Origin of the sequence: Ochrobactrum vermis (assembly GCF_002975205.1) — a bacterium.
Lineage (GTDB): Bacteria > Pseudomonadota > Alphaproteobacteria > Rhizobiales > Rhizobiaceae > Brucella > Brucella vermis.
Map to the genome: position 1 here is coordinate 111,701 of NZ_PCOC01000003.1, position 13,203 is coordinate 124,903.

The window sequence follows — 13,203 nt, forward strand, 5'->3', positions numbered from 1 at the left end:
AGACACCCTCGGGTTATATTTTCTGCTGCTTCTCGAACTCGACTGGCGACAGCATCCCGTTCCTGACGTGTTTGCGTTTTGGCTTGTAGAACATTTCGATGTAGTCGAACACGTCCTGACGAGCTTCATCGCGTGAACGGTAGACCTTGCGGCGTATCCGCTCTCGCTTCAGCAGGTTGAAGAAGCTCTCAGCCACCGCGTTGTCATGGCAGTTGCCCCGGCGGCTCATCGAGTGAACCAGATTGTGGTGCTTGAGGAACAAAGCCCAGTCCATGCTGGTGAATTGTGAGCCCTGATCCGAGTGGATCAGCACCTTGTCTTTCGGTTTGCGCCGCCAGACCGCCATAAGAGGCTGGTCAGGGTTGCAAGCGAGGAATGGGGGCGGGTCGATAGGTGCCCTTCGGCTTTAGCTTTGAGAGTGCCAAATGTCATTGATCTGGCCATTTCACTCGGTCGCAGCCAACCGAGCCAACGCTTTTTCCCGACGCGCGATAACTTCAGGATCGTTCATGTAAGCGGTGCGCGATTTGCGCTCACGCTTCTGATACCCGTTCCCGACACTGCCATCAGGCACGCCAAACAGATGGTTCGTCTGACCTGTGCGACGGGGACCGCTCTTGCTGCGTTGCAATTCCCGGCCTGCCTGCATCTCGGCCACAATCGAAAGCATGTCATCCAGTCGCTTGTTCTCGACAACAGGCGAGCGATGAACAGAACGAAGCTTGTCGAATGTTCTGTAGGGCAGGGTGTCCGTACCATGCATGATCTCCAGACGGCCATCCGGATAGTCGCAGACAATCACCTTTTGTCGAGCCAGCCGCTTTGCAAGCTCCGTCGGCTCCAGGATGAACAGCACCTTGTCGTAACGCAGCGTCAGTGTTTGCGACAGTGTCCGTACTTCCTTCCGGCACATCGCACCATCGATGTTCTCATGCGCGGCCAGCGGTCGATGCATATCCTTCGGATTGCGCGGCTCCTTGCCAAAACGGGCATTGAAGTCTGCAATATATTCCGGCGCATATGCATTGGCTGCTTCGATCGTATCAATGCCGCGCAGTCGCAATTCCTTGACCAAACGATCCTGCAAAGTTCTGTTTGCCCGCTCGACACGGCCTTTGGCCTGCGGGGTATTGGCACAGATAATGTCGATGTTGAGTTCATAAAGCGCCCGGCCAAACTGGGTCAGACCGCTCGTGCGATCTTTCTGCGAACCATGGGTCGTGCGAAACACACCATGCTTGTCACTGTAAAAGGCCAGCGGCTTGCCCCATTGCCGCAGGTAGGCCTTCGTCGCATGAAAATAATCAAACGTGTTCTCTGATCCAGCGAAGCGCAAATGCAGGAGCTTGCCCGTGGCATCGTCAATATAAACGAGGAGGGCGCATTTGGGACCCCGCTCCTCAAACCACCAATGATGCGAACCATCGATCTGTACCAGTTCACCAAAGCAATCACGCCGACCGCGCGGCTGATGCAGTTGTCGCTTGCGTTCGCGCCGTGACGTCCACAAACCCGCCACCGTCATCCATTGCCGCAGCGTCTCCTTGCTGACCGAAAGCTGGTGGCGTTCGACAAGTTTCTCACAGGCCAGTGTCGGCCCAAAATCCCGATAATAAGCCCGTATCAAATCAAGCACCGCATTCCGGAAATCCTCGCTGTAACGACGATTGCTCGGGCGTCCGCGTCGTCCCGAAATCAGGCCCGAATGCCCAAGCTTGTCGTAAGCCTGTAAAAGACGATGGATCTGGCTGCGGCTGAGATCCAGCAATGCAGTCGCCTGGATAACCGTCAGACGACGATCTCGAATCTTCTGAATGACTTCCAATCTATTGAGTTCTTTCTGCGACATCGTAATCAAACAAGACATGGCAACTCTCTAAACGGATACGTGTGAAGAGCCGCCAGTCTTCCTTTCCTCGTTCGATCTGAACAGGGCACGCGACCTAAAAATGTCGCATCTCTATCTTGCCCATCTGTCGCATCTGTATATTGCTGTGTGAGTTCATGCTGAACCGCGACTTTTAGAGTTAGAGTTTATTCATATCAATGTCTGTTTGCGACAAGTTTCTGACGGAAGATCTCTGCCGGTGTTTTGTAACCCAGACATTTGCGCGGCGTATTGTTGAGGCGACTGCAAATGAATGTCAGATCCCGGTCAGTTATTGCCAGCGGATCGATGTCTCTTGGAAGCCAGCGTCTGGTGCGTCTGTTGGTGTTTTCGACAGTGCCTTTTTGCCAGGGTGATTGTGGGTCGCAAAACCATGTTTGCGATCCGATACCGGCCTGCAGATAGGCCCATTCCGTGAACTCGGTGCCCCGATCAAAGGTGATCGACCGGCGTGCAATACGGGGAAGGGGTTGCAGCACGGTAATCAGTCCATTCATGACAGCACGGGACTGACGATCATTGTTGCGCAACAGGACGGTAAAGCGGCTGACCCGTTCGACCAGAGACGTTACATTGGCCTTGCCGAACTTCTTGCGAAACTGGATCAAATCACATTCCCAATGCCCAAACTGTTTGCGTTTGGCCACTACGTCTGGACGGTGCAGGATGCTCAGTTCCGGCGAAAAACGGCGTCCATGACGTCGTCTTGCATGTCGTGGCCGTCGTTTGGTACGGCGCTCGGGCAGATGCTTCCAAAGCCCATCTTTCCGACCCTCGGCAGAATAGACAAACTGATAGATCGTTTCATGGCTGACAGAAATGGGGTGACGTTCCAACCGCATTCTGCCGGCAATCTGTTGTGGTGACCACCCATGGCTTATGCGGTCGACAACCGATTGACGCAAATGAGCAAAACGAATGAGCTTGCGTTGCCGCGATCGCCGCTCACGCGCTTTCTGATCCGCAACCGTGCAGTAATAACCGGTCAGATCCTTGATCTCATCATCGTTAAACCGATTGCGCTTGAGCTCACGGAAAATGGTTGAACGGTGACGGCCAAGTTTCTCGGCGATAGTTTCGACAGAAATATTTTCCATACGCCAGCGCGCGATCTTGCGCCGCTCATCCAAGTCAATATGCGAGTAGGTCCTTTGCATGACAGGTTCCTTGCTTGGGATAACTCATTGTTATCGCTTGCAAGTCGCACTTCAAGCTAGAACCCACCCTGTTATAAATGCTGTTTTAGCAAGTTAAAGTTGCGACGTTCCCAGCAAATTACAGATGCGACAGGTGCTGGCGTTCAGCCCCCATTCCGAGAGGCTGGTCGGGGTTGCAAACGAGGAATGGGGGCGGGTCGATAGGTGCCCTTCGGCTTTAGCTTTGAGATTGCCAAATGTCATTGATCTGGCCATTTCACTCGGTCGCAGCCAACCGAGCCAACGCTTTTTCCCGACGCGCGATAACTTCAGGATCGTTCATGTAAGCGGTGCGCGATTTGCGCTCACGCTTCTGATACCCGTTCCCGACACTGCCATCAGGCACGCCAAACAGATGGTTCGTCTGACCTGTGCGACGGGGACCGCTCTTGCTGCGTTGCAATTCCCGGCCTGCCTGCATCTCGGCCACAATCGAAAGCATGTCATCCAGTCGCTTGTTCTCGACAACAGGCGAGCGATGAACAGAACGAAGCTTGTCGAATGTTCTGTAGGGCAGGGTGTCCGTACCATGCATGATCTCCAGACGGCCATCCGGATAGTCGCAGACAATCACCTTTTGTCGAGCCAGCCGCTTTGCAAGCTCCGTCGGCTCCAGGATGAACAGCACCTTGTCGTAACGCAGCGTCAGTGTTTGCGACAGTGTCCGTACTTCCTTCCGGCACATCGCACCATCGATGTTCTCATGCGCGGCCAGCGGTCGATGCATATCCTTCGGATTGCGCGGCTCCTTGCCAAAACGGGCATTGAAGTCTGCAATATATTCCGGCGCATATGCATTGGCTGCTTCGATCGTATCAATGCCGCGCAGTCGCAATTCCTTGACCAAACGATCCTGCAAAGTTCTGTTTGCCCGCTCGACACGGCCTTTGACCTGCGGGGTATTGGCACAGATAATGTCGATGTTGAGTTCATAAAGCGCCCGGCCAAACTGGGTCAGACCGCTCGTGCGATCTTTCTGCGAACCATGGGTCGTGCGAAACACACCATGCTTGTCACTGTAAAAGGCCAGCGGCTTGCCCCATTGCCGCAGGTAGGCCTTCGTCGCATGAAAATAATCAAACGTGTTCTCTGATCCAGCGAAGCGCAAATGCAGGAGCTTGCCCGTGGCATCGTCAATATAAACGAGGAGGGCGCATTTGGGACCCCGCTCCTCAAACCACCAATGATGCGAACCATCGATCTGTACCAGTTCACCAAAGCAATCACGCCGACCGCGCGGCTGATGCAGTTGTCGCTTGCGTTCGCGCCGTGACGTCCACAAACCCGCCACCGTCATCCATTGCCGCAGCGTCTCCTTGCTGACCGAAAGCTGGTGGCGTTCGACAAGTTTCTCACAGGCCAGTGTCGGCCCAAAATCCCGATAATAAGCCCGTATCAAATCAAGCACCGCATTCCGGAAATCCTCGCTGTAACGACGATTGCTCGGGCGTCCGCGTCGTCCCGAAATCAGGCCCGAATGCCCAAGCTTGTCGTAAGCCTGTAAAAGACGATGGATCTGGCTGCGGCTGAGATCCAGCAATGCAGTCGCCTGGATAACCGTCAGACGACGATCTCGAATCTTCTGAATGACTTCCAATCTATTGAGTTCTTTCTGCGACATCGTAATCAAACAAGACATGGCAACTCTCTAAACGGATACGTGTGAAGAGCCGCCAGTCTTCCTTTCCTCGTTCGATCTGAACAGGGCACGCGACCTAAAAATGTCGCATCTCTATCTTGCCCATCTGTCGCATCTGTATATTGCTGTTATAAATGCAAATCAGATAATATGTATTATGGAATTCATTTATTCTAACACAATGGTGTCGTGTGTCAGGTTTCTGTACTGCGGCTTTCACACGCTACGGACCAGTATCGTTCGTTCGCAGATCAGGTCCAAATCGGTTGCAAGAGTTCGTAATACCCGACCCCTAGCAGGTTTTCCTGTTTGTGTTCTGGTCGATTAATTTCCGTATCCTTCTTTGCACTTGTCGCATTCAGAAGCCGTTCACTTTCGACGGCATATGGGAGATTTAGATAGCAGGCGTCAGACCGTAAGCTTCTCCTTTTGTCGCCAGCCCAAATTCGACGCGGCATCTCATTGGTAACGGCAATCGCCGCAGCAATCCGTAGTTTTCTGTTCAGCTTGTCCTACAGCCAGCCGTCCGGTTTCCACTTAGCGGTGCATGCTGACGATCACACTCGTAGCTCCGATAGTCAGTAACTGACGCATGTCGCGCTGCCCCATCTTCGATATTCGTCCTATTTTCTCTTTCCCACCCGATGAGTATTGCCGTAGAATCAGTCCCAGCCAGGCCGAGAAGCCTCGACCTTTATTGAAGGTATCCATAGCAGGAGCGAAACTTCGACTGCCTTGGCACAGATCGGCTCCACGCTGGGCATCGTTTGATGGCTCCTCGCCGTCCCGATTTCCCGGTTGACTTGCCTAATCTCTGCATCATTTGCTCGATCAGAATGGTAAGTGCATCGATGCGGTTCAGATGCAGGTGGGCCAACTCTCGTGCAAGCTCAGGCAAGTCGTTGCGCGGAGCGTTGATGATATCTGGCAGGCTTGGAAGGTTGCCGATTCCTTGGAGTACAATGAGACCGAACTCTGCCGAATGTCCACGCAACGCATTGACCGTTTCAATTCTTTGCCGGATCAGTTGCTCCCGCGTCCGAAACAGCATCGCATGTGTCTGTGCAGCTTTTGGTAGAACGAACCGTAAACTTGGACGCTGCGTCGCCTCGACGACGGCTTCCGCATCGGCGGCATCGTTTTTCTGGCGTTCTACAAATGGCTTCACGTAAATTGGTGCAATGAGCCGGACTTCATGGCCCATTTTCGCGAACTCACGAACCCAATAATGCGAAGTCGCACAAGCTTCCATAGCGACAACACAACATGATCGATCTGACCTGAATTGACGAAACTGCGAGCCGTAATGCTTTTTTCGGAATAACCACGGTACCATCAGCGGCTGCAGTCGCGAGCCGAGAACAGCCTAGGGAAGGAGTCAGCGCGCCGCAACCTGCAAGCCTGACCATCCGCATCTTTCGATCTTCCTGCCTAGATGGCAGCGGACGTCCTAATTCGGTTCAGGCCGCGCCAACCTCGAGGGGCATTTCTACCTTTCCTAAGGGCTCTCGAAGTAACGTCCCAATGATGCTGCCCAAGCTAAGATCGTCGATATGGCCAAACTTCTGAAATCGACGAACACCGTTGCGGTCGATCACAACTAGTGTCGGCGTACCCTCCATCTCGTAGGCGGTCATCGTTGCCGGAAAACGACCGTTTTGCCGATCGATGCCAATCGGAAACCTGAGACGATACTCATGCGCGAATGCAGCAAGCGCCTCACGAGTGCCCTGGATTTCATGGTGTTCGAAAACTGTATGAAGACCCACGACGGTTACCTGATCGTTAGGAAAGGTTTGTGTTACGCGCTGCGCTTGCGGAATGCCGTGGGAAACGCAGCCCGGGCAAAGCATCTGAAATGCTTCAATGACGAGGATTCGCCCCCTGAAGTCTGATACGTCAAGCGGCTCGGAAGTGTTAAGCCAACCGCTCGTTAGCAGCGGCGGTGCAATGCGGGTGGTCATGACAATGGTCTCCTTGCTAGACAAAGGATGATCGAGCCCCATTACAGGGCCCGATCCAGGTGACTCAAGCCACACGCTTCAGCTGAACGGCTGGAAAATCTACCGGGACGTTCAGCGCGACATTCACGTAGTTGGTGAAGAGATTGAGCGCGACGTGCGCGATGATCTCAACCACACCTTCGTCATCGAAACCCGCCGCCTTGAGGGCAGCCACATCTACGTCGGTGACAGCCGCTCGGTCGCGCACAAGCTTCAAGGCAAAGGTCAGCGCCGCCTGTGTACGAGGATCGGAGGAGTTGCCGACCTGCGCCGCCGCCATTTCGTCGGACGAGGATCCTGCCTTTCGGCCAAGCGCTGTGTGTGCCGCCAAGCAGTATTCGCAGTTGTTGGCATTGGCGACTGCCACCGCGATCTCCTCACCCAACCGTGCGCCAAGCTTGCCGCCCCCGAGAGCGCCAAACGAGCCCCACATGCTGGCGAGCGCCGCAGGCGAGTTCGCAACTGCTTTGAACATGTTCGGCACCACGCCGAAGGCGCCGTTGATCTTATCTAGTGTGGGCTTGACTGCGGCAGTGGACGAGGCTGGATCGACAAGGTTGACATGTGCCATAGTAGATTTCCTGCTCTAGTGTTTGGAGGGGGATTATTGAGCGGTCCGGCGATGGCAGTCGTCGGGCCGTTTATGTTTCCGGCGTTATTGGCCGAGAACAACTTTGTCTGGGTAGCGACAAGTCGCCCGAAGCGACCTCGAAGACGTCGCTGACGCAAAGCAAACGGGGCATGGAGTTCTCCATTGACGTTAAGGCCACTGGTTACGCCGTCAAACGACGCCCGTCGGATACTCGGGGCTGTCAATCAATAGCGGCACATTCGGCCAGCTCGGAGGCACTTTCGGTTTCGAGCCCTCGGGAATGTCGCCGACCTTGAGGCCAGTGGCGCACGCGGTATCTTTGGCCAAAACGACCCAGTGCGGATGCCAGATATGCCGATTCGTGCCGCTGTAAGCTGCGTCGTTGAAATCCGGATGGAACGTGACGGCGAGCGCCACGATCTCCTGCGCCGCGTCGACCCGATTTCGCTGCTATCGAGCGTCGTGGGCCATACATAGGCGTAAACGCTGGACCCTTCGAAGCGCCCGGTGGCGTCCGACTTCGCCTCGATGCTTTGGGCGGAAGCGCCGACCGAGGCCCAGCACAGGGCCGCCGCCGCGAAACCGGCATCCCAAGCGCTCCTTGCTCTCATGTTAACAGATCCTTCTCAATTTGATGGTTGGGCTTGGGGGGACGGCGAACCCTTAGCAAAGGACGTCCAGGTGGCAGCTTGAACGTCGGGCGCAGCCGCTTCGTGTTCGCTGCAATCCAACCGGAGTTCCCGGCCATCGATCGCGGCATCCACAAAGGCGCAATGGTGAGGTTTTGCCCTGTCAGGATGGGCATGCGGGCGAAAATGGCGGCACGAGACACACATGCGCTGCAGCGGAATCGCGCCGGCGTTTTGCAATTGACGAATGAGCGCGATCTGAGTCAGCAGCAATTCTTCCTGCATCGTCGGCGACAGCCCCGCGATAGCATCCGCGAGTTTTGACTCTGACGTCGCGATATCAACGCCCAAACGCAAGCCATTCGGTGTGGCCGTGACGATTGCCGCGCGAGCGTCGACCGGATCGCTTTCGCGCTTGACGAGACCTTTACGCTTCAAGGCGCTCACGGTGTCGGCGATGCTTGCCGGCGTGACGGCTAGATGCGCGGCTATCTCTTTCGGTCGCAGACCGAACGGTCTGTTGGCAAGAAGCCCAAGAACCTGCGCCTGCGCTGCATTGAGCCCGGCAGCACTTGCAGCTGACCAGAGGTCCGATCGCAACACAAGTGCGATGCGGTCAAACCCGTCCCGTAGGCGCTCTAATAGTGATTCTGGGATATCTGAGTGTTCCATACGCCTATTATTAGGAGTCCTTATTATATGTCAAGCTCATCCTGGTGATCTTTTGCTAAACCGAGCGGCATCCTGACACGAACCGAGGAAATTGTCCGACATTTAAGAACATACGGTGATCACGCTGCGAGACTGGAGGTTTCTCACCGTAACGACCTGAGATAGGAGCCGTGGGTAGGCTGATTTGCTGCCAGTTAAGCGGGGTGATATGTTTGCTCCGCCGGCAGCGTTGCGATTCCTTCCCGATAGAGCTCTGCGAAGGCCGATTCGAGATAGAGAGTGGTTCTTCAGTAGATTATAACATTGAAAAAAGTTCAGTCCGATCGCGTGATAACTATCCCACATCGTGTGGTCGTGTGTAGTGTTAATTGGGGTAATGGCTCTGTTCACATTCCTTGTTTAGGGGGGGCTGTGCTCGACTGGGGCGCGATTCTTCTGGCGGAGTTCAATAACATTGATGTAGGGAATGCTGGAGTGAGCTATTCGGTCTTTGCAAAGGTAATGACATTGTTGCGGCTTGTCGGTGACGGGTTCGGGGCGAGGATCCAAAACCAAGACACTCAGGGGAGCGATTGACAGCCGCTGATGTTGCGCTGACCGCGTAGAGCGGGAACGGCTTGATCTGCATGACCGGCATTACAATTTCGGGAGTTGGGGTCGCCAATATCGTGCCTGTCTTGTTTACTCTAGCCGCGACGCAGAAGGTTATGCCATCGGGATATGCGATTTCTACGGTCAGTACACTAGGTTACCTCGGGGTGTCCCTCGCCCCCGAGGTTATCAGTTAGGTCGCCTCGACAATCACGCTTCCTCTGTGTTTCGGAGCGTTGGCGGCTCTCATGGTCGTGGTCGCTGTCCTCACAAGGACCGTTGCGGCTAAGAAAGCTGACCGAAGCAGCTGCGCGCGATTGGTGCGGTTCACAATTGTCTAATCGCCCGTACTAACAACATCTTCATACGACGCAGTGCGCCTTAACGCCCCGCCTTTAACAGCCCGCTGACAGTGGGAGCGGCCACGATGCCCATGAGCGAGCGCTCGAAGGCGGCACAGCCAAGGTCGAGTCTATTTCAACCGGTATCATAACCCAAGTTGCCGGACATCCGAATCTAAACAGCCAGTCCGGCCCACACGGTCACCCTATTTTCTCAAATGTCGGACAGATCGAGCACTTTCGTGTCGTGACGCCCGAACGCCAACGACCACCCCAACCGACTGGGGGGGACGCTGCTTGGTCACCAGCAGAGAGTCGTCGTTTGCCATGAGTTTAATCATGACGTAAAGCCTAACCGGCCCATACATGTTTATCGTATCCGGCACTTCATCAGTGTGGCCTTATTCGCAATTATTCGCAGAATGCTGTGTCGATTCCGTCTGTTCAAAGTCAATGGCTGGCCACGGAGCTATCCTTTTGAGTAATTAGAGCTCTAGAGGATTTTACGTTACGAAAGATCATTATCTTGTCTTTTACCACTCCAGATACTGCTCCACTAACGGCTGACGAAATTGCCCGCTTTGGCGAGAATCCGTTAGTGACCTTCCGAGATAATCTAGGCAGGGTAGAGGAACGTATCGTACAGGCTTGTCAGCGCGCCGGCCGTCGTCGCAATACGGTTCGCCTCCTTCCTATAACCAAGACGGTACCCGCCAATGTACTACGCTACGCTTACACGGCAGGCATGCACTCTTTTGGTGAGAACAAAATCCAAGAAGGATTGCACAAGCAAAGCTCACTTGAAGACCTTGCAATTGAATGGAGCATTGTCGGACATCTCCAAAGCAATAAGGTCAAGTTTTTGACCCGCATCGCCCGCGAATTTCACTCATTGGATAGTTTCAACATCGCCGATCTCATCAATACTCGGCTCCTGCATGAGCAGCGGTTTCTGGATGTTTATATCCAAGTTAATACCTCCGATGAAAAGAGCAAGTTCGGTTTCTCACCAAATAAATTACTTCCGTTCATTGAAAGTCTTGAGAATTTTCCTCAGCTTCGGCCCCGCGGGCTCATGACACTGGCGCTGTTCAGTTCCGATATGCGCAAAGTGCGTCAGTGCTTCCGTCAGTTACGCGATCTGCGGGATGATGCTGTGAAAATCAACAGCGGTATCACCGAGCTTTGCATGGGTATGTCAGGTGATTTCGAAGTCGCAATAGAAGAAGGCGCTAACGTCGTACGGGTTGGACGCGCATTATTCGGCGAGCGCCAGAAGGTGAACGATTTCGAGCGGTCAGTATTAGCAGGAGGTCATTAATGCGGGTGATCTCGATCCAAAGCCAAGTCGTCCACGGTCATGTTGGCAACAGCGCCGCCGTCTTGCCGATGCAGGCCAAGGGGATTGAAGTTATGGCCGTACCAACGGCCTTTTCTAACCATCCCCCATTACCCGACAATGTATGGGCATGTTCTTGGCGCTGAGTTTGTTGAGGGCCTCCTGCATGGGATTGAAGAGCGCGGCTTGGTAGAACGGACAACGGCAATCGTTACGGGCTTTCTTGGTTCTGTCGAGAACGGCGAGGTGGTCGCCAATTTTGTCTCATGCGCTCAAGCAAGGAATCCGGCGCTGATCTATGTGTGCGATCCCGTCATGGGTGATGACGATCTCGGGCTGTTCGTTGAGGAAGGCCTTACTAATCTCTTCTGCGATCGACTGGCCTCCCTCGCCTCAGTGATCACCCCCAACCAGTACGAAATCGAACTACTCGCGCGAATAAAGGCGCGTTCGGCGGAAGGCATTGATCAAGCCATGCAACTCCTTTCGCAACGCGGTACTGGAGCCGGTGTGGTGACCGGATGCGTGCTCGATGATACGCTGACTGGATCGGTCGAGACGGTCGTCTGGACACCGGAACGCCTCACGCGCATAGCCACGCCACGTTTGCCTATCCGCCCTTGCGGAACCGGCGATCTCTTCACGGCCTTGTTGCTTTCTCGCCTTTGCACGGGCGAAGCTCTCCGGCGCGCGAGTGAACTCGCCACCTCCGAGATCCTGGCTGTCCTTGAACGCACACAGAAAGCCGGCTCCCCTGAAATGAGCATCGTCGATTTTCCGTTCAACGCCGGTCATCGCCTGGAACTCGTCGAATGAGCTTGCCGACGGGATGCCTCGAGGCGGCGAGTTGATTTACCTCCTCTGGACACTTCCTGCACTCGCCGTTATCGGGCTTATTGCAACCGGTCGCGCCGGCACGCTTTTCGCTTCGGTCATCGGCTTGGCGATTGCGCTGGTGGTGGCGCTCACTTGTGCACCAATCAGCTTTGCACCACAAGATGCCGGTATTGCGATGCTTCGTGGAGTCTGGATCGGCTGGATCGTCGTGCCCTATATTCTAGGCGGCCTGCTGTTCTGGCAGATGGCTATCCGGCCGGGTAATGCAGCGGTGCCCGTGGAATCGCTGCGCACGATGAACGCGCCCGACGCAGATTGCTCTTCACGGCCTGCTTTCTCATCGGTCCTTTCGCCGAGTCTGCAACCGGCTTCGGCATAGGCATTATCGGAACGCTTATGCTGGTTCGCCGGCTCGACGTCGAACCAATCCACCTCCTGGCCTTCTCGCTCCTTAGTCAGACCATGATCCTGTGGGGCGGAATGGGAAGCGGCGCGATAGTCGCCGCAGCGTTCGCCCGGACCGATCCGACGAGCCTGGCCATCTATTCGAGCTTCTTCCTGGTCGCTTTCAACGCTCTTTGGCTTCCGCTCTACTGGCGGCTTGCCGAACGGGCGGGAATTGGGGCCGGATATGGAGAACGGGTCAGTGAGACATTCTGGCTCGTAGGCAGCCTGGTTTTAGTAATTGACGCCACGGCACTCATCGGGCCTAAGACCGCTATGCTGGCTGCCTATGGTCCGGTGATCGTCCTTCGCTACCTCGCCGATGAACGCCCAGCCAAGCCGAAACTGGTGGAGGCGCTCAACAAGATGCTGCCCTTTGCGATCCTCATCGGCTGGTTGGTTGTTACACGGTTGGCGCCCCCACTTCAGCGCTTCCTCGAGGAGACGGGCAAGCTCTCGCCCTTTGTCGGTGCACCATCATGGTCCCCGCTGTTTCACGCGGGTACATGGCTATTCGCCGCCGCCGTTCTGACCGGCATTTTGCGAGGGCATGTCCGTGCCTTCGGCAAAGAAGTCCACGCTGCCTGGAAAACCGGCCGATTGGCTGTCCTGACCGTCATCACCTTCTCCATGATGGCTGAGATTCTGTCCGGGTCGCAAATTGCAGCAGGTTTGGCGGAGGGAATGTTTCACGCGTTCGGACGCTGGGCCGTAGTGTTCTCGCCGCAGATCTCGGCAATATTCGGTGCGCTCGCCAACAGCGGCAATGCGGCTAACGGTCTCTTCATGACCTCACAAGTCAGTCTCGCGACTGAAGCGGCGCTGAACATCGCCGCTGTCATCGCCCTACAACACGTCGCAGCGTTGTCGCTCAACATGATATCTCCCGTTCGCATGTCGATCGTGTGTGGCCTCGCCGGGACCCCGGGAAAGGAACGCGACGCCTATCGCGCGATGCTTCCATTTGCATTGACGATGCTTGGTGTGCTTCTCATCGCATCGCTGCTGATCGCGCTCAGAATCATCTAGGCT

General features: G+C 55.1%; 13 protein-coding genes and 1 pseudogene. 4 read left to right on the top strand and 10 right to left on the bottom strand.

Going from position 1 to position 13,203, the window contains the following annotated elements:
* Positions 1–13 precede the first annotated feature (13 nt).
* From CQZ93_RS25430 to CQZ93_RS25475, 10 genes and pseudogenes are all read right to left on the bottom strand, one after another.
* Positions 14–349: pseudogene (locus CQZ93_RS25430) on the bottom strand (IS3 family transposase); the annotation flags it as partial.
* A gap of 96 nt (positions 350–445) precedes the next feature.
* Entirely contained in the window at positions 446–1,867 is a 1,422-nt protein-coding gene (locus CQZ93_RS25435; protein ID WP_105545387.1) for an ISNCY family transposase, read from the bottom strand.
* Between the two features lie 176 nt (positions 1,868–2,043).
* Entirely contained in the window at positions 2,044–3,045 is a 1,002-nt protein-coding gene (locus CQZ93_RS25440) for an IS30 family transposase (protein ID WP_105545321.1), read from the bottom strand.
* Positions 3,046–3,301: 256 nt separating this feature from the next.
* On the bottom strand, positions 3,302–4,723 hold the full coding sequence (locus CQZ93_RS25445; protein WP_105545388.1) for an ISNCY family transposase: 1,422 nt from the start codon (positions 4,721–4,723) through the stop codon (positions 3,302–3,304).
* Between the two features lie 537 nt (positions 4,724–5,260).
* Positions 5,261–5,434: a transposase gene (locus tag CQZ93_RS25450; protein WP_105545389.1), complete on the bottom strand. Its 174-nt coding sequence runs from the start codon at positions 5,432–5,434 to the stop codon at positions 5,261–5,263.
* A complete protein-coding gene (locus CQZ93_RS27445) occupies positions 5,418–6,059 on the bottom strand; it encodes an IS110 family transposase (protein ID WP_105545390.1) in 642 nt (213 codons plus the stop codon). The genes CQZ93_RS25450 and CQZ93_RS27445 overlap by 17 nt, the downstream gene beginning before the upstream one ends.
* Positions 6,060–6,183: 124 nt before the next feature.
* A complete protein-coding gene (locus CQZ93_RS25460) occupies positions 6,184–6,687 on the bottom strand; it encodes a peroxiredoxin family protein (protein WP_105545525.1) in 504 nt (167 codons plus the stop codon).
* A gap of 64 nt (positions 6,688–6,751) precedes the next feature.
* Positions 6,752–7,297: a carboxymuconolactone decarboxylase family protein gene (locus CQZ93_RS25465; protein WP_105545391.1), complete on the bottom strand. Its 546-nt coding sequence runs from the start codon at positions 7,295–7,297 to the stop codon at positions 6,752–6,754.
* A 210-nt stretch (positions 7,298–7,507) separates the two neighbouring features.
* Positions 7,508–7,735 carry a hypothetical protein gene (locus CQZ93_RS27175; protein WP_286154309.1) on the bottom strand — a complete coding sequence of 76 codons (228 nt, stop codon included), beginning with the start codon at positions 7,733–7,735 and terminating at the stop codon, positions 7,508–7,510.
* A gap of 209 nt (positions 7,736–7,944) precedes the next feature.
* A complete protein-coding gene (locus CQZ93_RS25475; protein ID WP_105545392.1) occupies positions 7,945–8,619 on the bottom strand; it encodes a MarR family winged helix-turn-helix transcriptional regulator in 675 nt (224 codons plus the stop codon).
* 1,458 nt (positions 8,620–10,077) lie between these two features.
* Between CQZ93_RS25475 and CQZ93_RS25485 the strand changes: the two genes are divergently transcribed.
* From CQZ93_RS25485 to CQZ93_RS25495, 4 genes are all read left to right on the top strand, one after another.
* A complete protein-coding gene (locus tag CQZ93_RS25485) occupies positions 10,078–10,872 on the top strand; it encodes a YggS family pyridoxal phosphate-dependent enzyme (protein ID WP_105545394.1) in 795 nt (264 codons plus the stop codon).
* Between the two features lie 138 nt (positions 10,873–11,010).
* The gene (locus CQZ93_RS25490; RefSeq protein ID WP_339561773.1) at positions 11,011–11,706 is read left to right on the top strand and encodes a bifunctional hydroxymethylpyrimidine kinase/phosphomethylpyrimidine kinase; all 696 of its coding nucleotides are present in this window, start codon (positions 11,011–11,013) and stop codon (positions 11,704–11,706) included.
* Positions 11,707–11,737: 31 nt separating this feature from the next.
* The gene (locus CQZ93_RS26815) at positions 11,738–12,106 is read left to right on the top strand and encodes a hypothetical protein (protein WP_210201136.1); all 369 of its coding nucleotides are present in this window, start codon (positions 11,738–11,740) and stop codon (positions 12,104–12,106) included.
* 17 nt (positions 12,107–12,123) lie between these two features.
* Positions 12,124–13,200 carry an L-lactate permease gene (locus CQZ93_RS25495; RefSeq protein ID WP_210201137.1) on the top strand — a complete coding sequence of 359 codons (1,077 nt, stop codon included), beginning with the start codon at positions 12,124–12,126 and terminating at the stop codon, positions 13,198–13,200.
* Positions 13,201–13,203: the final 3 nt, after the last annotated feature.